The 21,019-nt window shown below is 70.0% G+C and carries 19 protein-coding genes and 2 tRNA genes; 16 read left to right on the top strand and 5 right to left on the bottom strand.

The features are described 5' to 3' along the window. The first annotated feature begins 75 nt into the window (after positions 1–75). The gene (locus ALMP_RS02670; RefSeq protein ID WP_264924365.1) at positions 76–915 is read left to right on the top strand and encodes an Fpg/Nei family DNA glycosylase; all 840 of its coding nucleotides are present in this window, start codon (positions 76–78) and stop codon (positions 913–915) included. 24 nt (positions 916–939) lie between these two features. Here ALMP_RS02670 and ALMP_RS02665 read toward each other — a convergent pair whose 3' ends face one another. Beyond that, positions 940–2,205: a GNAT family N-acetyltransferase gene (locus ALMP_RS02665; protein WP_264924364.1), complete on the bottom strand. Its 1,266-nt coding sequence runs from the start codon at positions 2,203–2,205 to the stop codon at positions 940–942. A gap of 163 nt (positions 2,206–2,368) precedes the next feature. On the opposite strand from ALMP_RS02665, the gene ALMP_RS02660 reads away from it, so the two are divergent. Both ALMP_RS02660 and ALMP_RS02655 read left to right on the top strand, forming a co-directional pair. Next, entirely contained in the window at positions 2,369–3,553 is a 1,185-nt protein-coding gene (locus tag ALMP_RS02660; protein WP_264924363.1) for a PP2C family protein-serine/threonine phosphatase, read from the top strand. Between the two features lie 19 nt (positions 3,554–3,572). Next, the gene (locus ALMP_RS02655) at positions 3,573–4,022 is read left to right on the top strand and encodes an HD domain-containing protein (RefSeq protein WP_264924361.1); all 450 of its coding nucleotides are present in this window, start codon (positions 3,573–3,575) and stop codon (positions 4,020–4,022) included. On the opposite strand, the gene ALMP_RS02650 is transcribed toward ALMP_RS02655, so the two are convergent. Next, positions 4,019–5,167, bottom strand: coding sequence for an acyltransferase family protein (locus ALMP_RS02650; RefSeq protein ID WP_264924359.1), 1,149 nt, complete (start codon positions 5,165–5,167; stop codon positions 4,019–4,021). The two genes, ALMP_RS02655 and ALMP_RS02650, sit on opposite strands and share 4 nt — an antisense overlap. 411 nt (positions 5,168–5,578) lie before the next feature. Here ALMP_RS02650 and ALMP_RS02645 point away from each other — a divergent pair, with 411 nt between their 5' ends. Next, on the top strand, positions 5,579–5,773 hold the full coding sequence (locus ALMP_RS02645) for a hypothetical protein (protein WP_264924358.1): 195 nt from the start codon (positions 5,579–5,581) through the stop codon (positions 5,771–5,773). Between the two features lie 53 nt (positions 5,774–5,826). On the opposite strand, the gene ALMP_RS02640 is transcribed toward ALMP_RS02645, so the two are convergent. Next, the gene (locus ALMP_RS02640) at positions 5,827–6,381 is read right to left on the bottom strand and encodes a GNAT family N-acetyltransferase (protein WP_309299419.1); all 555 of its coding nucleotides are present in this window, start codon (positions 6,379–6,381) and stop codon (positions 5,827–5,829) included. Between the two features lie 103 nt (positions 6,382–6,484). After that, positions 6,485–6,558 (bottom strand) — tRNA-Gly (locus tag ALMP_RS02635). A 165-nt stretch (positions 6,559–6,723) separates the two neighbouring features. Between ALMP_RS02635 and ALMP_RS02630 the strand changes: the two genes are divergently transcribed. The 5 genes from ALMP_RS02630 (at position 6,724) to clpX (ending at position 11,516) form a co-directional block, all read left to right on the top strand. Then, a tRNA-Pro gene (locus ALMP_RS02630) sits at positions 6,724–6,800 on the top strand. 186 nt (positions 6,801–6,986) lie between these two features. Beyond that, positions 6,987–8,393 carry a trigger factor gene (gene tig, locus ALMP_RS02625; protein WP_264924356.1) on the top strand — a complete coding sequence of 469 codons (1,407 nt, stop codon included), beginning with the start codon at positions 6,987–6,989 and terminating at the stop codon, positions 8,391–8,393. 237 nt (positions 8,394–8,630) lie between these two features. After that, a complete protein-coding gene (locus ALMP_RS02620) occupies positions 8,631–9,239 on the top strand; it encodes an ATP-dependent Clp protease proteolytic subunit (protein WP_055623941.1) in 609 nt (202 codons plus the stop codon). A 113-nt stretch (positions 9,240–9,352) separates the two neighbouring features. Continuing rightward, positions 9,353–10,033: an ATP-dependent Clp protease proteolytic subunit gene (locus ALMP_RS02615; RefSeq protein WP_309299418.1), complete on the top strand. Its 681-nt coding sequence runs from the start codon at positions 9,353–9,355 to the stop codon at positions 10,031–10,033. A 193-nt stretch (positions 10,034–10,226) separates the two neighbouring features. Continuing rightward, positions 10,227–11,516: an ATP-dependent Clp protease ATP-binding subunit ClpX gene (clpX, locus tag ALMP_RS02610; RefSeq protein WP_264924354.1), complete on the top strand. Its 1,290-nt coding sequence runs from the start codon at positions 10,227–10,229 to the stop codon at positions 11,514–11,516. Between the two features lie 69 nt (positions 11,517–11,585). On the opposite strand, the gene ALMP_RS02605 is transcribed toward clpX, so the two are convergent. Beyond that, a complete protein-coding gene (locus ALMP_RS02605; RefSeq protein ID WP_264924352.1) occupies positions 11,586–12,560 on the bottom strand; it encodes a hypothetical protein in 975 nt (324 codons plus the stop codon). A gap of 136 nt (positions 12,561–12,696) precedes the next feature. Here ALMP_RS02605 and ALMP_RS02600 point away from each other — a divergent pair, with 136 nt between their 5' ends. The 7 genes from ALMP_RS02600 (at position 12,697) to mreD (ending at position 20,915) form a co-directional block, all read left to right on the top strand. Next, on the top strand, positions 12,697–15,321 hold the full coding sequence (locus ALMP_RS02600) for a valine--tRNA ligase (protein WP_264924351.1): 2,625 nt from the start codon (positions 12,697–12,699) through the stop codon (positions 15,319–15,321). Between the two features lie 73 nt (positions 15,322–15,394). Then, positions 15,395–16,909: a folylpolyglutamate synthase/dihydrofolate synthase family protein gene (locus ALMP_RS02595; RefSeq protein ID WP_264924349.1), complete on the top strand. Its 1,515-nt coding sequence runs from the start codon at positions 15,395–15,397 to the stop codon at positions 16,907–16,909. Between the two features lie 9 nt (positions 16,910–16,918). Further along, positions 16,919–17,284: a DUF4233 domain-containing protein gene (locus ALMP_RS02590; protein WP_264924348.1), complete on the top strand. Its 366-nt coding sequence runs from the start codon at positions 16,919–16,921 to the stop codon at positions 17,282–17,284. Between the two features lie 62 nt (positions 17,285–17,346). Then, the gene (gene ndk, locus ALMP_RS02585) at positions 17,347–17,760 is read left to right on the top strand and encodes a nucleoside-diphosphate kinase (protein WP_264924346.1); all 414 of its coding nucleotides are present in this window, start codon (positions 17,347–17,349) and stop codon (positions 17,758–17,760) included. Positions 17,761–18,082: 322 nt separating this feature from the next. Further along, complete coding sequence (locus ALMP_RS02580; protein WP_030779466.1) at positions 18,083–19,102, top strand: rod shape-determining protein; 1,020 nt, start codon at positions 18,083–18,085, stop codon at positions 19,100–19,102. Between the two features lie 192 nt (positions 19,103–19,294). Then, entirely contained in the window at positions 19,295–20,236 is a 942-nt protein-coding gene (mreC, locus tag ALMP_RS02575; protein WP_264924343.1) for a rod shape-determining protein MreC, read from the top strand. A 13-nt stretch (positions 20,237–20,249) separates the two neighbouring features. Then, a complete protein-coding gene (mreD, locus tag ALMP_RS02570) occupies positions 20,250–20,915 on the top strand; it encodes a rod shape-determining protein MreD (protein WP_264924342.1) in 666 nt (221 codons plus the stop codon). Positions 20,916–21,019: the final 104 nt, after the last annotated feature.

The raw sequence follows: 21,019 nt of genomic DNA, 5'->3' as shown, positions 1-21,019 counted from the left end.
CGACGGCGCCTCGTCGCCCACCGAGTCGGGTGGGCGGGCGGGCGGAGAACGACGCACAACCCCCGGAGGGACCCCGTGCCAGAGGGCCACACCATCCACCGCCTGGCCCACGACTACGCCACCCGCTTCTCCGGCGCCCCCACCCACGTCACCAGCCCCCAGGGCAAGTTCTCCGACGCCGCCGCCCTCCTCACCGGCACCCCCCTCACCCGCACCGAGGCCCACGGCAAACACCTCTTCCTCGGCTTCGGCTCCGGCTCCGGCTCCGACGCGGCAGAGCAGCCCGACACCTGGGTCCACATCCACCTCGGCCTCTTCGGCAAGGTCACCTTCGGCGACGCCCCCGCGCCCCCGCCCACCGACACCGTCCGTCTACGCCTCGCCAACCCCACCGCCTACGTCGACCTCCGCGGCCCCACCACCTGCGCCCTGATCACCGACGCCGAGAAGCAGGCGATACACGACCGCCTGGGCCCGGACCCCCTCCGCCCGGACGCCGACCCCCAGGCCGCCTACCACCGCGTCTCCCGCAGCCGTACGACGATCGCCGCCCTCCTCATGGACCAGAAGGTGATCGCCGGCGTCGGCAACGTCTACCGCGCCGAGGTCCTCTTCCGCCACGGCATCGACCCCTACCGCGCCGGCCGGGACATCACCCCCACCGAGTGGAAGGCGATGTGGTCCGACCTCGTCGCCCTCATGCGCGAGGGCGTCCGCAACAACCGCATCGACACGGTCCGCCCCGAGCACACCCCGGAGGCGATGGGCCGCCCGCCCCGCGTCGACGACCACGGCGGCGAGGTCTACGTCTACCGCCGCACCCACCAGCCCTGCCACCTCTGCGGCACCGGCATCCGCACCGCGGACCTGGCGGCCCGCAACCTCTTCTGGTGCCCGACCTGCCAGAAGAAGTGACGGACCGGGAAGAGCGACCCCCCCTCAGAACCCATGCGGCATCCACGCCGCCGCCACCCCCGCCCCGAACCCCACCGACGCCTCAGCCAACGCCCCCCGCCGCAGCTCCCGCACCAGCCCGGCCGCCGCGAGCGACCCGAGGCTCACACCCCCGAGATACGCCGCCCCCAACTCCCGTACCGACAGGGCCAGATCGGCCGAGTCCGTCGTACGCGCGCAGCTCGCCCCCTTGGCGTCCCCGGTCAGCCGCCAGCGCCCCGCGTTCCACGGGCAGAAGGCGTCCTCGACCTCCAGCACCACATCCACCGGCGCCGGGTACGTCCGCGCCTCCAGCGCCGCGCCGACGTCCACCAGCCGCACGTACAGCCCGTCCCGCACCCGCAGTCGACACCGCCGGATGTCGGAGACGAGATGCTGCCAGCCCTCGTCGAGGGGCCGCCCCCGCACCGTCAGCGAGCTGGTGAGGTCGATACCGAACAGGAACCGCCACAGCGCCGCCTCCGCCGCCGGCTCCACCGCGGCCAGATCCTGCAACCGCACCTGCCCGTTGTGCCCGGAGTCCGTCCACTGCGGCCTGACCCGGAAGCGGGCGTACCCGACGACCTCCCCGTCCCGCGCGGCGACCACGCACTGCAAGGGCGACGCCCCGTCCCGCCCGCTCTCGGGATCCAGCACCCAGACCCGCTCCCACCCCGGCCGCCGCGCCAGCATCCCCGGCCGCAGCGGCACGGTCCGCGCGTACACCGCCTCGCACGACCCGAGGGCGTCCACGGGATCGGCGTACCGCAGCCGTACGTCGTCCGTCCCCTCCGGGACGGACAGCCGGACCCGCCCGGTGTCGATCTCGCCGTGCAGCGCGAACGTCGCCGCGCCGTACCCGAACCGCCCGTAGATGGCGGGCTCGGAGGCGGTGAGGACGGCCAGCGGCTCGCCCCACGCGCGTATGTCGTCCAACTGCCGCCGCATCATCGCCGTCAGCAGCCCGCGCCGCCGGTGCGTGGCGAGCACACCGACCATGGTGACGCCCGCGGCCGGCACCGACGCCCCGCCGGGCACCGTCAGCCGGAAGTCGAACGCCCCGGCGGTGCCCACCGGATCGTCCCCGTCCCACACCCCGAGGGAGCGCTCGCACCGGGTCAGTTCCTTCCACAGCGCGCCCTCCTCCGCCGTCTCGCCGACCCCGCCGAAGGCCCGCAGCAGGGTCTCGTACCACCTGTCCCAGTCGTCCGGCCGTAATATCCGCAGGTCGGCCGCCGGAGACCCGGTGCGGCCCATCGCCTCAGTCGTCATGGATCCATGCCTAGCAGCCCAATGCGGGACGAGCCAGGGAATTTCTCCCTCTGTGCCGCGCGAGCGCTTTCCGTGACGTTCACTGTGAAGTTGAACCTCGGACGGGGGACAAGTGGGACCTCCCGTGCCAAGCGGTGGGTTGGATGGATAGGGTCCCGAACTAATGGCAGCAGGACGACAGCGGCGCGCGGAAGCCGAGACGTTGACGGCCCGGTTGAAGCATCTGATGCACCGGGTCCGCACCGGCGTGCGCAAAAGCGCCGTGGACTACTTCCGCGGCGACGGTTCGGACTGGATCGCGCTGGCCGGACTGCTGCTCACCGTCCCGCTCATCGCGGTCACCACGCTCGCCAACCCGGTGTGGTGCTCTCCGGCCGCACTGGTCCTGCCGATCGTGGCCGGCGGTCTGCTGCTGCGCCCGGCGAGCCTGCTCGGCCTGTACGCCGCGGCGGCCACGGCGCTCATCGTGGAGTCGGTGCGGCTCGGCCCGTACACCGAGGGCCCGTCGCGGGTCACCCCGGGTGTGGTCCTGGTGGTCGCCGCCTGCGGCTTCTTCGGCCTCCTCATCGCCCAGTTCCGCAGCCGGGTCGGCGTGCCCTGGCGGCGCGGCGGCACCATGCTCTTCGACCTGCGCGAACGCATCCGGGTGCAGAGCAAGTTGCCCACGCTGCCGCAGGGCTGGCACCGTGAGATGGCGCTGCGGCCGGCCGGCGGCCAGTCGTTCTCCGGTGACTTCGTCGTCGCGGCCCGCACCAACGGCGGCCGCACCCTGGAGGTCGTCCTCACCGACGTCTCCGGCAAGGGCATGGACGCCGGCTCCCGCGCCCTGCTGCTGTCCGGTGCCTTCGGCGGTCTCCTCGGCAGCCTGCCCCCGCACGCCTTCCTGCCCGCCGCCAACGGCTACCTGCTGCGCCAGGACTGGGACGAGGGCTTCGCGACCTCCATCCACCTGGTCCTGGACCTGGACTCCGGCGACTACGAGCTGTACTCCGCCGGGCACCCGCCGGGCCTCCAGCTCAGCGCGGGCAGCGGCCGCTGGGAGGAGAAGGCCGCCGAGGGCCCGCTGCTCGGCGTGTACGAGGGCGCCCAGTTCGACCCGGTGAAGGGCTCCCTGCGCCCCGGCGACGTGCTGATGCTGTTCACCGACGGCCTGGTGGAGACGTCCGACCGGGACATCGTCGAGGGCATCGACCGTCTCACCGGCGAGGCCGACCGCTATGTCGCCGGCGGCTTCCAGGGCGCCGCCTGGCACCTGATCGAGGCGGTCGCCAAGGACGTCAACGACGACCGTGCCCTGCTGCTGATCTGCCGTGAGGGCGCCACCGCCCAGGCGGCCCTGGTCCGCTGACCCTCCGAAAGGCAGCCGCGTGCTCACCCTCGCCGAGATCGAAGCGCTCGCCCGCGCCGCCCACGCCGGCCAGACCGACAAGGCGGGCCGCCCCTACGCCGAGCACCTCCAGGCGGTCGCGGAGGGCGTACGGGCCCGGGGCGGCGACCCCGACCAGATCGCGGCCGCCTGGCTGCACGACGCCGTGGAGGACGACGCCCTCTCCGAGACCTGGCTGCGCGAGGCCGATGTGAGCGACCGTACGCGGGCCATCGTCCTGGCGGTCACCAAGCGGGCCGGGGAGGCGCCGGAGGCGTACGCGGGGCGCATCCTCGCGACGCCGGGCGCGCTGCTGGTGAAGGAGGCGGACATGGCGCACAACGCGAACCCGGCCCGCCTGGCCGTCCTGGACGAGCCGACCCGCACCCGCCTGACCGAAAAGTACGCCCGGATGCGCGCCCTCCTCGGCCTCGGCCCCGAGCGAGCCTAGGCGCCGACCTTCTCTCGCTCCCGCGACGTCGGCCGTGTCTCCCGCTCCCGGGCGAGCTGGGCCGCGTCCCGCTTGAAGGCCCACTCCATCCTCGGTTCCACCACGCACCGAAACATCCGCCGCACGGGCCCGCTGCACAACAGGGTGACGAGCGCGGCCGCCGCGACGCTGACGGCGATCTCCCCGAGCGGGCGGTGCAGCGCCGGGTGGTCGAAGAAGCCGCGGTAGTCGGCGGCCTTGAGCACCAGGCCGTGCATCAGATAGCCGTAGAGCGTGCCCGCGCCGAGCGCGGTGAACCACATCCGGCGGCCCGGCACCCAGGAGAGGAAGCAGGCGGTCAGCAGCAGGGAGCAGCCGAACAGGGCGAGCTGCATGACGGGACCGACCCACCACGGGACGCCCAGTTCCTGCGCGGAGTTGCGGTGGTAGAGCCATCCGCTGTTCATCCGCGGCACCGCCCACCAGGAGAAGGCCAGCGCGAAGGCGAACACCGGCACGGCCGCGATCCGGACCGAGCGCCGGCGCACCAGCCGGAACTGCTCCGGCTTCAGATGCAGCCCCAGCACGAAGAACGGCAGGAACTGCAGGACGCGCTGGAGGTCCAGGTCGTCACCGATGTTCGGGGTGGCGGACGCCGCCATGGCGATGCCCAGCGCGAGCGGCAGCGGATACCGGACCAGCTTCCAGAAGGGGGTGGTCAGCCGCCAGATGAGCAGCGCGCACAGGAACCAGGTGAGGTAGTAGGGGTCGAGCAGGCTGATGTCCTGGGGGGCGCCGTCGACGTACGTCTTCAGCAGCGGGTACGCGGTCTCGAAGACGACGTACGGCACGACGATGCCCGTCACCAGCCGCTTCAGCTTGCCGGGACTGCCGTCGAAGCTGCGCGAGAAGTAGCCGGAGATGACGATGAAGGCCGGCATGTGGAACGTGTACACGAGTACGTAGGCCGCCGTGAGCACCCGGCTGTCGCCCTTCAGCGGCTCCCAGGCGTGGCCCAGGGCCACCAGCACGATCGCCAGGTACTTGGCGTTGTCGAAGAACGCGTCACGCCGCTGGGACGGTCTGTCCTGTGACGGAAGGTGCTGATCTTTCTGGCTCTTGGGTGAGCGCGGACTCGGCACGAGAGACGAAGCGGCGTGGAACATCTGAGGCACCCTAGCGTCGTCTGTGGCGATACGTAAAACACCGCATGTCATAGCGCTGCCATTCCTGCATTTACCGGAGTTGAGTGTCCTTCCGTCGCCCTGGATGTCATGATTCATCCCGACTAAAAGGTGCATAACGCCGGTTGTGGGGGTGCTGTTGACGTGCCTGTGGCCACAATTCGAATTCCCTGTACGGCAGTTGTGAATTTCGATGGAGAGCGAGTCCCGGAATTCGTCGGGGAGTGGGGATTCGAGATCGGTACGGGCGCGCCGGTGACGGACAGTTGCCGTGGTGAATGCCTCACGGGCCGCATAGCCGGGCCGGGTTGGTGGCACGATGGTCTCGGGCGGGGTGCGCGGGGTGCGCCTCCGGGCCGGCAGAGCGGACCGACCGAGGGTGTGTGATGAGTTGTGGCCATTTCACTGTCAGTGGTGCTGCTGTTGGCGATCATCCTGGTCGTGATGATCCGCGGCGGGTCGATCAAGGCCGGCCCGGCCATCGTCGCCGTCCTCTTCGGCTTCTTCCTCGCCTCCACCGGCATGGCCCCGTCGATCAACCGCTTTATGAACTCGCTCGCCGAAACGATCAACTCGATCAGCTTCTGACGCCCCCGACCGCCCGCTGCCGTCCTCCGGTGTGAGCAGATTCGTCTGAGAGCTCAGCCCTCGGGCGCGACGAAGCACAGGGCCGGGGTGCTCCGCCCGGCTCCGAAGTGGTGGGTGCACTCGCCGGTCCTGCGCCACCCCAGGCGTTCGTAGAGCCGGATCGCGGCGGCGTCCTTCGCCATGACGTCGAGGACCAGACGGAGACCGTGGGCGCGGGCATGGTCCATGGCCGCCTCGACGAGCCGTCTGCCCGTGGCCCGCCCCCGCGCCGCGTCGATCACGAACAGCCGGGCCAGGACCGCGACCCGCGCGTCAACCTCGTTCTCGCGGTCCTCGCGGTCCTCGCGGTCCTCGCCGTCCTCGCCGTCCTCGCCGTTCTGTCCGGCCCACAGGGAGACCGCGTCCTCACCCTGCGGGCGCATGATCGCGACGTGCCCGACGACGTCCCCACCCGTCTCGGCCACCCAGGCGGCCGACACATGCTCCGACCTCAGCCACGCCTCCGGGTCGTCGACCCCCTCGACCGGATAGCCGTCGGTCTCGTACACCTCGATCAGCGCCCTGGCGGCACCGGGCAGGTCGGCCGCCTCGAAGGGACGCACGGTCACCGGTCCCACCACGGCTCCTCTCTCCCGGAGGCCGCTCCGCCCCCTGGAACGACTCAGGCCCAGGAACCGGGTGAACACCCTCGTACCTGGGCCTGAGCCATGCTGGAGCGGGCGACGGGAATCGAACCCGCGTAGCCAGTTTGGAAGACTGGGGCTCTACCATTGAGCTACGCCCGCACAGGCGCGCCGCAGGTCGGACGACCGCGGCACCGAAGGCATCCTAGCGGGTCGGCCCCCTCCGCCGCACACCCCGTTTCGTCCCGGGTGCCCCGCCCGTCCGCACGCTCGGTGAATGCGGCGGTCCGGCGGCCTGCGGGCATGTACCCTACGTGTCGCACCAGACGGGGTGTGGCGCAGCTTGGTAGCGCGTCCGCTTTGGGAGCGGAAGGCCGTGGGTTCAAATCCCGCCACCCCGACCACCTGCGCGATCACGGGGCGCCTCGCCGGTGATCGTCTTTTGGGCCGGTCATCGGCTGCGGTTACTATGCAAGCTGCGCGCCCGTGTGTCCCGGCCCACTCGGCCTACGAACTCTCCCGGGCGGCGAATCGCCGGACCTGTCTGGCTCCGGCGAAAACCAAGAAGTCAGCCACAAGGAGACCGAACCGTGAAGAGCGCCGTGGAGACCCTGAACCCGACCCGGGTTCGGCTCACTGTCGAGGTGCCCTTCGAGGAGCTCAAGGACAGCCTCGACGCGGCGTACAAGAAGATCAACCAGCAGGTCACGGTGAAGGGCTTCCGCAAGGGCAAGATCCCCGCCCGGGTCATCGACCAGCGGTTCGGCCGCGGTGCCGTGCTGGAGGAGGCCGTCAACGACGCGCTCCCGAAGTTCTACACCGAGGCGGTCAACGAGGCCGAGATCGACGTCCTGGGCCAGCCCGAGGTCGACATCACCGAGCTGAAGGACGGCGAGACGCTGAACTTCACCGCCGAGGTCGACGTCCGCCCCGCCCTGGAGCTCCCCGAGGACTTCTCCTCCATCGAGGTCGAGGTCGACGCCATCGAGGTCACCGACGAGGACGTCGACAAGTCCGTCGAGCAGCTCCGTGAGCGCTTCGCCTCGACCTCCCCGGTCGAGCGCGCCGCCGAGGACGGCGACGTCGTGACGGTCGACCTCCAGGCCAAGGTCGACGGCGAGGTCCTCGAGGACGGCGTCGCCGAGGGCGTCTCCTACACCATCGGCTCCGGTGAGCTGCTGGACGGCATCGACGACGCCGTGAAGGGCCTGGAGGCGGGTGGCGAGGCCACCTTCACCTCCGAGCTCAAGGGCGGCTCCGCGGCCGGCAAGGAGGCCGAGGTCACCGTCAAGGTCACCCAGGTCGCCAAGCGGGAACTGCCCGAGCTGGACGACGAGTTCGCGCAGCTCGCCTCCGAGTTCGACACCCTGGAGGAGCTGCGGGCCGACAGCCGCAAGCGCCTCACCAACATGAAGCAGTACGACCAGGCCACGCAGGCCCAGGAGCGCGTCCTGGAGAAGCTGCTGGAGCTCGTCGAGGTGCCCGTCCCCGAGAAGCTGCTCGAGGACGAGATCAACACCCGCAAGCACAACCTGGAGCACCACCAGCTCGGCCAGATGGGTCTGACCCTCGACAAGTACCTGGAGATCCAGGGCAAGACCGCCGAGGAGTTCGAGACCGAGACCCGCGAGGCCGCGGTCAAGGGCATCAAGACCCAGTTCGTCCTCGACGAGCTGGTCAAGCGCGAGAAGCTCAACGTCAACCAGGAGGAGCTCACCGAGCACCTCATGCGCCGTGCCGCCTCCTCCGGCATGTCGCCCGACCAGTTCGCCCAGGCGGTCGTCGAGGGCGGCCAGGTTCCGCTCCTGGTCGGCGAGGTCGCCCGCGGCAAGGCCCTGGCCACGGTCGTCGAGTCCGCCACGGTGAAGGACACCAACGGCGAGGTCATCGACCTGGACGACGAGGACGAGGAGTCGGACGAGGCCGCCGCCGAGGCCGCTGAGACCTCCGAGGCGTCCGAGGCCGCCGAGGCCTCCGAGGAGAAGAACGAGGCGTAAGCAGCCTTCGGACGGGCCCCGGGACGTAAAAGTCCCGGGGCCCGTCGGCGTACCGGAACGGGTGCGGCGAACTACGCCCCCGGCGAACACTCACCTCTCCGGGATTCCCCGGACGGACCCGCGCGTTAGGGTCCATGAATACGGGGGCAGGGGAGTCCCCTGACGCCCCCAGGCAGGAACACGTGAGACGGCCCGGACGCCGTCGTAAGACGAGCAGGTGGATACGTGACGAATCTGATGCCCTCCGCCGCCGGCGAGCCTTCCATCGGTGGCGGCCTCGGTGACCAGGTCTACAACCGGCTGCTCAACGAGCGGATCATCTTCCTCGGCCAGCCGGTCGACGACGACATCGCGAACAAGATCACCGCACAGCTGCTGCTCCTTGCCGCCGACCCGGACAAGGACATCTACCTGTACATCAACAGCCCCGGCGGTTCGATCACGGCCGGCATGGCGATCTACGACACCATGCAGTTCATCAAGAACGACGTGGTGACCATCGCCATGGGCCTCGCGGCCTCGATGGGCCAGTTCCTGCTCAGCGCGGGTACGCCCGGCAAGCGCTTCGCGCTGCCGAACGCCGAGATCCTGATCCACCAGCCCTCCGCCGGTCTGGCGGGCTCGGCCTCCGACATCAAGATCCACGCCGAGCGGCTGCTGCACACCAAGAAGCGCATGGCCGAGCTGACCGCCCAGCACACCGGCCAGTCGGTCGAGCAGATCACCCGCGACTCGGACCGCGACCGCTGGTTCGACGCCTTCGAGGCCAAGGAGTACGGCCTCATCGACGACGTGATCCCGACGGCCGCCGGCATGCCGGGCGGCGGCGGCACCGGGGCGGCCTGACAGGGCCGATCGCGGCCGCGGGGGACCCCACCGGCCTCCGGTGCCCCCGGGGCCGTCACAGCCCCGTCCAGCCCCCTTGAGTAACCGCCCCAGCCCTCTCTCCAGGAGACACCGTGAACGACTTCCCCGGCAGCGGCCTGCACGACCGCACGCGCGCCGAGTACACCGGCCCCTCTGCCGAGTCCCGCTACGTCATCCCGCGCTTCGTGGAGCGCACCTCCCAGGGCATCCGCGAGTACGACCCGTACGCGAAGCTCTTCGAGGAGCGGGTGATCTTCCTCGGCGTCCAGATCGACGACGCCTCCGCCAACGACGTCATGGCGCAGCTGCTGTGCCTGGAGTCGATGGACCCCGACCGGGACATCTCGGTCTACATCAACAGCCCCGGCGGCTCCTTCACGGCGCTGACGGCGATCTACGACACGATGCAGTTCGTGAAGCCGGACATCCAGACGGTCTGCATGGGCCAGGCGGCCTCCGCCGCCGCCGTCCTGCTGGCCGCCGGTACGCCCGGCAAGCGCATGGCGCTGCCCAACGCCCGCGTGCTGATCCACCAGCCGTACAGCGAGACCGGCCGCGGCCAGGTCTCCGACCTGGAGATCGCCGCGAACGAGATCCTGCGCATGCGCTCGCAGCTGGAGGAGATGCTGGCCAAGCACTCCACCACGCCGATCGAGAAGATCCGCGAGGACATCGAGCGCGACAAGATCCTCACGGCCGAGGACGCCCTGTCGTACGGCCTGATCGACCAGATCATCTCGACCCGGAAGATGAACAACACCTCGCTGCGCTAGCGCGCGAGGGGGAGTATCGTCTGCCGCCCCTTGGCACCGTGTGACCGGTCCGCGTGACGATGCGCGGACGTGAACCGTGCCAAGGGGGGCCCGAACGGGGGGCCCGGCAAGGTACCGTCGACATAAGGCAGCACCAGGAGCCGCTGGACTCGAAAGATGTCCAGGCGTCTCCCAGGCGAAGGGGAAGCACACCGTGGCACGCATCGGTGACGGCGGCGATCTGCTCAAGTGCTCGTTCTGCGGCAAGAGCCAGAAGCAGGTCAAGAAGCTCATCGCAGGGCCCGGTGTGTACATCTGCGACGAGTGCATCGACCTCTGCAACGAGATCATCGAGGAAGAGCTCGCGGAGACCAGCGAGGTTCGCTGGGAGGAACTCCCGAAGCCGCGCGAGATCTACGAGTTCCTCGAGGGCTACGTGGTCGGCCAGGAGGCCGCCAAGAAGGCCCTGTCGGTCGCGGTGTACAACCACTACAAGCGCGTCCAGGCCGGCGAGAACGGCGGCGCCCAAGGCCGCGACGACGCCATCGAGTTGGCGAAGTCCAACATCCTCCTGCTGGGCCCCACGGGCTCCGGCAAGACCCTCCTCGCGCAGACCCTCGCGCGCATGCTGAACGTGCCGTTCGCGATCGCGGACGCCACCGCGCTCACCGAGGCGGGGTACGTCGGCGAGGACGTCGAGAACATCCTGCTGAAGCTGATCCAGGCCGCCGACTACGACGTCAAGAAGGCCGAGACCGGGATCATCTACATCGACGAGATCGACAAGGTCGCCCGGAAGAGCGAAAACCCGTCGATCACGCGTGACGTCAGCGGCGAGGGCGTCCAGCAGGCCCTGCTGAAGATCCTGGAGGGCACCACCGCCTCGGTCCCGCCGCAGGGCGGACGCAAGCACCCCCACCAGGAGTTCATCCAGATCGACACGACGAACGTCCTGTTCATCGTGGGCGGTGCCTTCGCGGGCCTGGAGAAGATCATCGAGTCCCGGGCGGGTGCCAAGGGCATCGGCTTCGGCGCGACGATCCGCTCGAAGCGGGAGCTCGAGGCCAAGGACCAGTTCGAGGACGTCATGCCCGAGGACCTGGTCAAGTTCGGCATGATCCCCGAGTTCATCGGCCGGCTGCCGGTCATCACCTCGGTCCACAACCTCGACCGCGAGGCCCTCCTGCAGATCCTGGTCGAGCCGCGCAACGCGCTGGTGAAGCAGTACCAGCGCCTGTTCGAACTCGACGGCGTGGAGCTGGACTTCGAGCGGGAGGCCCTGGAGGCCATCGCCGACCAGGCGATCCTGCGCCAGACCGGCGCGCGCGGCCTGCGCGCCATCATGGAGGAGGTGCTGATGTCGGTGATGTACGAGGTCCCGTCCCGCAAGGACGTGGCCCGCGTCGTCATCACCGCCGACGTCGTCCACTCCAACGTCAACCCGACCCTCATCCCGCGCGACGCGCGCGGCGGCCGCGGCCCGGGCGAGCAGAAGACGGCCTGACCACAGCGTGACCACGACGAAGGGGCCCCGGTCAACCGACCGGGGCCCCTTCGTGGTTGAGGCGCCGTGTCACGCCTTGACGCGGACCTCCTCGCGGAGCTTCTTGGTGATGTCGATCGCCACGTCCTTGGTGACGCCCTTCGTGGCGTCACCCGGCGAGACCATGGCGATGGTGCTGTAGTCGGCCCACGCGCAGAACCAGTCGGTCTTCTCCTGCTTGGTCCTCTGGTCCGTGCCCTTGGCCGCCTGGCACTTCATCACCGCGCCGTCGATCTCGGCCTCCTCGGGCTCGCCGACCAGCTCGCTCTTGCCCGACGAGCTGCTGCTGGAGGAGCTCTCCTGGGACGACTTCTTGAAGTTGGCGAAGAACGTGTCGAGCGCCTTCTCGGGGTCGGCGATCTCGCCGTACGCGCCGGCGTAGGTGATGCCCTTGGCCGTCGCCAGTTCCGTCTCGTCGGGCAGCGTGCTCGGGTCCTTGGGGTCGTAGCCGGTGAGGTCGGCCGTCGAGTAGAAGCCGATGACCGACTTGCCGTTCTTGACGCCGCTCTTCTCCAGCTCCGCCACCGAGTCGTCGCCGGCCGTCGCGCCGTCCTTGGAGGCCCGCTTGTAGTCGCCGAGCACGGTCGCCGGCGTCGTCAGCGTGTGCGCGCCGTCGTCCTCCAGGCCGCCCGCGCCGCCCCCGCCGAGCACGAAGTACGCGCCCACACCGATCGCGGCCACGACCGCGACCGCGCCGATGATGATCCCGGCCTTCTTCTTCCCGCCGCCGGCCGCCGGCGGCTGCGGCACGCCGTACGGGGCCTGGCCGTAGGGCGGCTGCTGCCCGTACGGCGGCTGCTGGCCGTAGGGAGGCTGCTGACCGTAGGCGGGGGGCTGCTGGCCGTACGGCGGGGCCTGGGGCGGGACGCCCTGCGGGGGCTGCTGGGGGTAGCCGTAGCCGGGCTGGGGCGCCTGCGGCGGCTGGCCGTACGGGCCCGGCTGGCCGTACGGACCGGGCTGCTGGGGCTGCTGCCCGCCGTACGGGCCCGGCTGGTTGTAGCTCATTTCTGGGTTCCCCTCCAGATGCTTATGTGGTTTTCACATCCTGGCTCACAGGTGAGCGGCCCATGGCGCCGGGGCCCCCACCGTTACAGAACAAACGCGTTTCGGGACTGCGCCGTGACGCCTCTAAACTGAGCCCGTGACCGAGAACGCTCAGCAGCAGCCACCCGCGCCCACGACCGAACTGCCGACCCAGTACGCGCCGGCCGACGTAGAGGGGCCGCTGTACGAGCGCTGGGTAGAGCGGGGTTACTTCGAGGCCGACGCCAAGAGCGACAAGCCCGCGTACACCATCGTCATCCCGCCGCCGAACGTCACGGGCAGCCTGCACCTCGGCCACGCCTTCGAGCACACCCTCATCGACGCCCTCACGCGCCGCAAGCGCATGCAGGGCTTCGAGACGTTGTGGCAGCCCGGCATGGACCACGCCGGCATCGCCACGCAGAACGTCGTCGAGCGCGAGCTGGCCAAGGAGGGCAAGTCCCGGCACGACCTGGGCCGTGAGGACTTCGTCGAGCGCGTCTGGCGGTGGAAGGCCGAGTCGGGCGGGCAGATCTCCGGCCAGATGCGCCGTCTCGGTGACGGCGTCGCCTGGTCGCGCGAGCGCTTCACCATGGACGAGGGCCTCTCCCAGGCCGTCCAGACCATCTTCAAGCGGCTCCACGACGACGAGCTGATCTACCGCGCCGAGCGCATCATCAACTGGTGCCCCCGCTGTCTGACCGCCATCTCGGACATCGAGGTCGAGTACCAGGACGACGACGGCGAGCTGGTGTCGATGAAGTACGGCGACGGGGACGACACCATCGTCGTCGCCACGACCCGTGCCGAGACGATGCTCGGCGACACGGCCGTCGCCGTCCACCCCGACGACGAGCGCTACAAGCACCTGATCGGAAAGCTCGTCAAGCTGCCGCTGACCGACCGTTCCATCCCGGTCGTCGCCGACGAGCACGTCGACCCCGCGTTCGGCACGGGCGCCGTCAAGGTGACCCCCGCCCACGACCCGAACGACTTCGAGATCGGCCAGCGGCACGACCTGCCGGCCATCACGATCATGGACGAGCACGCCGTCATCACCGCGCACGGCCCATTCCAGGGCCTGGACCGCCTGGAGGCCCGCTCCGCCATCGTCGCCGCGCTGCGCGCCGAGGGCCGGATCGTCGCGGAGAAGCGGCCCTACGTCCACTCCGTCGGCCACTGCTCGCGCTGCAAGACCACCATCGAGCCGCGCCTGTCCATGCAGTGGTGGGTCAAGGTCGGTCCGCTGGCGAAGGCCGCCGGTGACGCCGTCCGCGACGGCCGCGTCAAGATCCACCCGCAGGAGATGGAGAAGCGGTACTTCGACTGGGTCGACAACCTCCACGACTGGTGCATCTCGCGTCAGCTGTGGTGGGGGCACCGGATCCCGGTCTGGTACGGCCCCGAAGGCGAAGTCGTCTGTGTCGGCCCGGACGAGGAGCCGCCGAGCGGCGAGGGCTGGCGTCAGGACACCGACGTCCTCGACACCTGGTTCTCCTCCGGCCTGTGGCCCTTCTCGACGCTCGGCTGGCCCGAACAGACCGAGTCGCTCGCGAAGTTCTACCCGAACTCCGTCCTGGTCACCGGCTACGACATCCTCTTCTTCTGGGTCGCCCGGATGATGATGATGGGCCTGTACGCGATGGACGACGTCCCGCCGTTCCACACCATCGTGCTGCACGGCATGGTGCGTGACGAGCACGGCAAGAAGATGTCCAAGGCCTTCGGGAACGTGATCAACCCGCTCGACTGGATGGACCGGTACGGCTCGGACGCCCTCCGGTTCACCCTGGCCCGCGGCGCCAACCCCGGTGTGGACGTGCCGATCGGCGAGGACTGGGTCCAGGGGTCGCGCAACTTCGCCAACAAGATCTGGAACGCGACGCGCTTCGCGCTGATGAACGGCGCGACGGTGCGGGGCCCGCTGCCGGAGCCGTCGGCGATGTCGGCCACGGACCGCTGGATCCTGTCCCGGCTGAACTCCGTGGTCTCCGAAGTCGACGCGTACTACGACGACTTCCAGTTCGCCAAGCTCTCCGACGCCCTGTTCCACTTCGCGTGGGACGAGGTGTTCGACTGGTACGTCGAGCTGTCGAAGACCACGTTCCAGGCGGGCGGCGAGGCGGCCGAGGTCAGCAAGCGTGTCCTCGGCGAGGTCCTCGACGTCACGCTGAAGCTCCTGCACCCGGTCGTCCCCTTCGTCACGGAGACGCTGTGGACGACGCTGACCGGCGGTGAGTCGTTGGTCATCACCGAGTGGCCCAAGGACAGCGGGTTCCGCGACGCCGGCGCCGAGCGGGAGATCGAGACCCTCCAGTCCGTCATCACCGAGGTCCGCCGCTTCCGCGCCGACCAGGGCCTCCAGCCGGGTCAGCGGGTTCCGGCCCGCCTGGAGCTGGACGGCACGGCCCTCGCCCCGCACGAGGCCGCCATCCGCCAGCTGCTCCGGCTCCAGCCGGAGAGCGAGGGCTTCTCCGCGACGGCGACCCTGCCGGTCGCGGGAGCCACGGTCGCGCTGGACCTGTCCGGCACGATCGACGTGGCGGCGGAGCGCAAGCGGCTGGCGAAGGACCTCGCCGCCGCGGAGAAGGAGCGCCAGCAGGCGCAGGCCAAGCTGGGCAACGAGGCGTTCCTGGCGAAGGCCCCGGACCACGTGGTGGAGAAGATCCGCACGCGCCTCGCCAAGGCGGACGAGGACATCGCCCGGATCCGGACCCAGCTGGACCGGCTGCCGTCCGCCTAGTACCCGCCGCCTGTGGGCGGTCGAGCCGGATCAGCGGCGCGACCGCCCGTGGGCGGGTACGTAGACTGACTCCGTGAGCGACCTCCCCGGCAACCAGGACCAGCCCGACCCCCTCGACTCCTTCGACGAGATCGTCGCGGCCGAGACCGACCGCGACCCGGATCTCGCCGTCATCGAGGCAGGCAGCCGTACCCTGCGCACCCAGGGCGGGCCGCCGCAGGCCGATGTGCCCGCCCGGCCCGAGGACCCCGAGGTCGACAAGGCCCTGCGCGAGGTCGAGGCGGAGCTGGCCACCCGCTGGGGCGAGACGAAGCTGGAGCCGTCCGTCACCCGGATCGCCGCGCTGATGGACGTGCTGGGCGAGCCGCAGCGGTCGTACCCCTCCATCCACATCACGGGGACCAACGGCAAGACCTCCACGGCCCGCATGATCGAGGCCCTCCTCGGCGCCTTCGAGCTGCGGACCGGGCGGTACACCTCCCCGCACGTCCAGTCGATCACCGAGCGCATCAGCCTGGACGGCGCGCCCATCTCGGCCGAGCGGTTCATCGAGACGTACCACGACATCAAGCCGTACCTCGAGATGGTCGACGGCGCGCAGGAGTACCGGCTGTCGTTCTTCGAGGTGCTCACCGGCATGGCGTACGCCGCCTTCGCCGACGCGCCCGTGGACGTGGCGGTCGTGGAGGTCGGGATGGGCGGCTCCTGGGACGCCACCAACGTGATCGACGGGGACGTCGCCGTCGTCACCCCCATCGACCTCGACCACACCGACCGGCTCGGCGGGGCGCCCGCCGCGATCGCCGCCGAGAAGGCCGGCATCGTCAAGCAGGACGCGACCGTCATCCTGGCCCAGCAGCCCGTCGACGCCGCCCAGGTCCTGCTGAAGAAGGCCGTCGAGGTGGACGCGACGGTGGCCCGTGAGGGGCTGGAGTTCGGCGTCGTCGCCCGGCAGGTGGCCGTCGGCGGACAGCTGCTCACCCTGCGCGGGCTGGGCGGCGAGTACTCCGAGGTGTACCTCCCGCTGCACGGCGCCTACCAGGCGCACAACGCCGCCGTCGCGCTCGCCGCGGTGGAGGCGTTCTTCGGCGTCGGCTCCCAGCGGCCCGAGCCGCTGGACATCGACACCGTGCGCAAGGCCTTCGCGGCCGTGTCCTCCCCGGGCCGGCTGGAGGTCGTACGGCGGTCCCCGACCGTCGTGCTCGACGCCGCCCACAACCCGGCCGGTGCCCGCGCCACCGCCGAGGCGATCGGTGAGGCCTTCGACTTCAGCCGGCTGATCGGCGTGGTCGGGGCCAGCGGCGACAAGAACGTACGGGGGCTGCTGGAGGCCTTCGAGCCGATCTTCGCGGAGGTCGTCGTCACCCAGAACTCCAGCCACCGGGCGATGGACGCAGACGAGCTGGCCGCGGTCGCCGTCGAGGTGTTCGGCGAGGAGCGCGTCCAGGTCGAGCCGCGGCTGCCCGACGCCCTGGAGGCGGCGATCACGCTCGCCGAGGAGGAGGGCGAGTTCGCCGGCGGGGGCGTGCTCGTCACCGGTTCCGTCATCACCGTCGGGGAGGCCCGACTGCTGCTGGGGAAGGGCTGAGACCCCGAGATGCGTACGCTGTGTTCCTCGACCCTGATCGGTGAGTTCTTCATCATCGGCTTCGCCGGACTGGTCGCCATGAAGGACCCCGACCTGTCCATGTCCACGGTGTGGACGGTGTGCGGGATCGCGATGTTCCTGAGCGTGGTGCTGTGCGGCATGGTCACCCGGCCCGGGGGCGTCGCCCTCGGCTGGGCCCTCCAGGTCGCGCTGGTCGCCGCCGGCTTCTTCGTGCCGATGATGTTCGTCCTGGGGGTGCTCTTCGGGGGCCTGTGGTGGGCGTCCGTGCACTTCGGCCGCAAGATCGACGAGGCGAAGGCCCGCTTCGCCGCGGAGGGCGGTTCCTCCGCCTCGGAGACCGCTGACGCTGTGTGACACGGGCCCGGACACGCCCTGTAATCTCGTCCCACCGCACACCGCAGTAGAAGGAGCCCTCCGTGAGCCAGCGCACCCTCGTCCTCCTCAAGCCCGACGCCGTCCGTCGTGGCCTGACCGGCGAGATCATCAGCCGTATCGAGCGCAAGGCCGGCTGGACGATCACCGCGCTGGAGCTGCGCACCCTGGACCAGGACACGCTGGAGCAGCACTACGGCGAGCACAAGGGCAAGCCCTTCTACGAGCCGCTGGTGGAGTTCATGTCCTCCGGGCCGGTCGTCGCGCTGATCGTCGAGGGCGAGCGGGTCATCGAGGGTGTGCGTCAGCTCGCCGGTCCGACCGACCCGATCGCCGCCGCGCCGGGCTCCATCCGCGGTGACTACGGCGTCATCGTCCGCGAGAACCTCATCCACGCCTCCGACTCCGAGGAGTCCGCCGAGCGCGAGGTGAAGCTCTTCTTCCCGGGCCGTGGCTGAGCCACGGTTCGGCTTCGGACGCGGACGTTTCGCGGATTTTTCTGAGGCTCCGTCACTTCGTTGTCTCGCCTGAGCTGGGACGGCCGTACCTTTTCGGCCGTCCCTTGGCATATGCGTGCCGATCGAGGGAACGCGTGCCCCCTATGGACCGTCTCCACAAGCGGGCGGCCGCGGCATCTGCTGACAATGGCGAAGACCCTCGCGCAGTGTTCGTGCAGGCGCGTTTACGATGGAAGCCTTCACGTCACAGCACCCACCTCGCCGACCTGAAAAGCCCTCAAAAGCTCATGGGAAGGCCAGTCGAATCCTGATGGGGAACTCAATGTCGTTCATCGGCCGTGACATGGCTGTCGACCTCGGGACCGCCAACACGCTGGTGTACGTCAGGGGTCGCGGGATCGTACTCAACGAGCCGTCCGTCGTCGCGATCAACACCAACACCGGTGGCATCCTCGCGGTCGGTGCCGAAGCCAAGAAGATGATCGGACGCACCCCCGGCAACATCGTCGCCGTGCGTCCGCTGAAGGACGGCGTCATCGCCGACTTCGAGATCACCGAGCGGATGCTCCGCTACTTCATCCTGAAGATCCACAAGCGGCGGTATCTGGCCCGTCCGCGTGTCGTCGTCTGTGTGCCCTCCGGTATCACCGGCGTCGAGCGCCGTGCCGTCATCGAGGCGTCGACGCAGGCCGGTGCACGTCAGGTGCACATCATCGAGGAGCCCATGGCCGCGGCCATCGGCTCCGGCCTGCCGGTCCACGAGGCCACGGGCAACATGGTGGTGGACATCGGCGGCGGCACCACGGAGGTCGCGGTCATCTCCCTCGGCGGCATCGTCACCGCCCAGTCCATCCGTGTCGCGGGCGACGAGCTGGACAACGCGATCATCCAGCACATCAAGAAGGAGTACAGCCTCCTCCTGGGTGAGCGGACGGCCGAGCAGATCAAGATCACCATCGGCTCGGCGTACGACCTGGACTCCGACGAGCACACCGAAATCCGCGGCCGGGACCTCGTCTCCGGGCTGCCCAAGACCGTCGTCATCTCGGCCGCCGAGGTGCGCAAGGCGATCGAAGAACCCGTCAACGCGATCGTCGACGCCGTGAAGACGACGCTCGACAAGTGTCCGCCGGAGCTGTCCGGCGACATCATGGACCGAGGAATCGTTCTGACCGGCGGCGGCGCCCTGCTGCGCGGACTGGACGAGCGGCTGCGGCGCGAGACCGGCATGCCCATTCACATCGCCGAGGACCCGCTGGACAGCGTGGCGCTCGGATCGGGCAAGTGCGTCGAGGAGTTCGAGGCGCTCCAGCAGGTCCTGGACGCCGCGCCGCGCAGATGACGTGACGCTTCGATTCCGCCGTACGAGATGATCTCCACTCGTGCGGCGGATCGTTGATATAGAGGCATACGCTCCGAAAGGCTCTGGACAGCTCCGCATGGCTCCGTACAACCACGCATAGCTCCCCATGGCCTTCCAAAGCTCCACAACGCCCCCATATCGCTCCTATGAGGAAGGGCACGGCCGCCGCACGTGAGGGACACACGAGAGAGCCGGCTGCTCCTGGTGCTGCTGATCGCCGTCGCGTTCGCGCTGATCACGGTGGACATCCGCGGCGGGGAGGACTCCCCGGTCGACGGTGCCCGACAGGCCGCGGCCGCGGTCTTCGGTCCGATCGAGGACGGTGTGTCCTCGGCGGTCGACCCGGTCGGCAACGCCGTCGCCGCGGTCCGCGAATCCGGTGAGCGCCACGACCGGCTCGCGGCGCTGGAGAAGGAGAACGCGGCCCTCAAGGCGAAGCTGGGCAGCGACGACCGCAACCGCAGCCGACTGGCGCAGCTCGACAAGATGCTCAGGACCGCCGGTGCCGGCCAGTACGGCATCAAGGGCGCCGAGGTCATCGCGATAGGAGCGGCCCAGGGCTTCTCCTGGACCGTCACCATCGACGTCGGGGCGGGCGACGGCATCAAACGCGACATGACCGTGCTCAACGGCGACGGACTGGTCGGACGGGTGACGACGGTCGGTCCGAGCACCTCCACCGTGCTGCTCGCCAACGACCCCGACTTCACCGTCGGCACCCGGATGGAGGCCAGCGACGAACTGGGCTTCGCCTCCGGGCAGGGCGACCGCCCGCTGCGCGTGGAACTCCTCAACGGCAAGGCCGACGTGCGCAAGGGCGACCGGCTGGTCACCTTCGGTTCGCAGGCCGACAAGCCCTTCGTGCCCGGCGTCCCCGTCGGCGTGGTCTCCCGTGTCGACCCCTCCGGCGGCGACCTGACCCGCACCCTCTACGTCACGCCGTACGTCAGCTTCACGAAGCTCGACATCGTCGGTGTCGTCGTCGAGGCGCCGAAGAAGGACCCGCGCGACACGGTGCTGCCCACCAAGCCCAAGCCGGTCCCCACGCCGACGGTGACCGTCACGGTCACCCCGAACGCGAACGAGCCCGCCGACGGCCGGCAAGAGCAGTAGGAGCTGACTACCCATGCGCGTCAACCGGATCCTGCTCTCCGTCCCGCTGGTCGTGGTGGCCCTGGTGGTCCAGGTGAGCGTCCTCGCCCGCCTCCACCTCCCGGGCGCCGTCCCGGACCTGCTGCTCCTCACCGTCCTGGGCCTCGCCATGGTCTACGGCCATGTCGGCGGCGCCCTCATCGGCTTCGGCGCCGGCCTGCTCGCCGACCTCGCCCCGCCCGCCGACCACGCGGCCGGCCGCTACGCCCTCGTGCTGTGCGTCATCGGCTACCTCGCCGGGCTCGTCAAGCCGGAGACCGGGCAGATCAAGTCGGCCACCGGTCCGATGGCCGTGGTGGTGGCCGCCGCGATCGGCTCCACCCTGCTGTACGCGGGCGTCGGCTCGCTCGTCGGTGACACCGCCGCCCGCGGCGTCGGCCTCACCGGCCTGCTGTTCTCCGCCGCCCTGTACGACCTGCTGCTCGCGCCCTTCGTCGTGCCCGCCGTGATGTTCCTGGCCCGGCGCGCGGAGAACGACCCGCTCGCCGAGACCAACTCGGCCAAGGCGGCCGACATCTCCTCCGGCTGGCTCGCCTCCGGCACCGGCCTGCGCGTCGGCGGCCAGCGCGGACTGCGCATGAAGGCCGTCCGGGCCCGCACGGCGCGGGTCGGCCGCATCAAGGGGGTCAAGCGGCTGTGACCCCGGGCGAGTTCACCCGAACGGGGGAGGAGCCGGTGGAACGGGGCCTCGCAGGCCGGTCGTTCATCCTGCATACGCACACACGTCCACGCATCGAGAGGGGG

Source organism: Streptomyces sp. A012304, from assembly GCF_026008495.1.
In the GTDB taxonomy this organism is placed as follows: domain Bacteria; phylum Actinomycetota; class Actinomycetes; order Streptomycetales; family Streptomycetaceae; genus Streptomyces.
Note: the sequence above shows the minus strand (reverse complement) of the source record. Positions and strands in the feature narration are given on the sequence as shown.

Bases quoted from the DNA above. Each gene is read 5' to 3' on its own strand.
- ALMP_RS02665 (WP_264924364.1), bottom strand. From the start codon at position 2,205: ATGACGACTGAGGCGATGGGCCGCACCGGGTCTCCGGCGGCCGACCTG.
- ALMP_RS02660 (WP_264924363.1), top strand. From the start codon at position 2,369: ATGGCAGCAGGACGACAGCGGCGCGCGGAAGCCGAGACGTTGACGGCC.
- ALMP_RS02650 (WP_264924359.1), bottom strand. From the start codon at position 5,167: ATGTTCCACGCCGCTTCGTCTCTCGTGCCGAGTCCGCGCTCACCCAAG.
- ALMP_RS02620 (WP_055623941.1), top strand. From the start codon at position 8,631: ATGCCCTCCGCCGCCGGCGAGCCTTCCATCGGTGGCGGCCTCGGTGAC.
- ALMP_RS02605 (WP_264924352.1), bottom strand. From the start codon at position 12,560: ATGAGCTACAACCAGCCGGGCCCGTACGGCGGGCAGCAGCCCCAGCAG.
- ALMP_RS02590 (WP_264924348.1), top strand. From the start codon at position 16,919: ATGCGTACGCTGTGTTCCTCGACCCTGATCGGTGAGTTCTTCATCATC.
- ALMP_RS02580 (WP_030779466.1), top strand. From the start codon at position 18,083: ATGTCGTTCATCGGCCGTGACATGGCTGTCGACCTCGGGACCGCCAAC.
- mreD (WP_264924342.1), top strand. From the start codon at position 20,250: ATGCGCGTCAACCGGATCCTGCTCTCCGTCCCGCTGGTCGTGGTGGCC.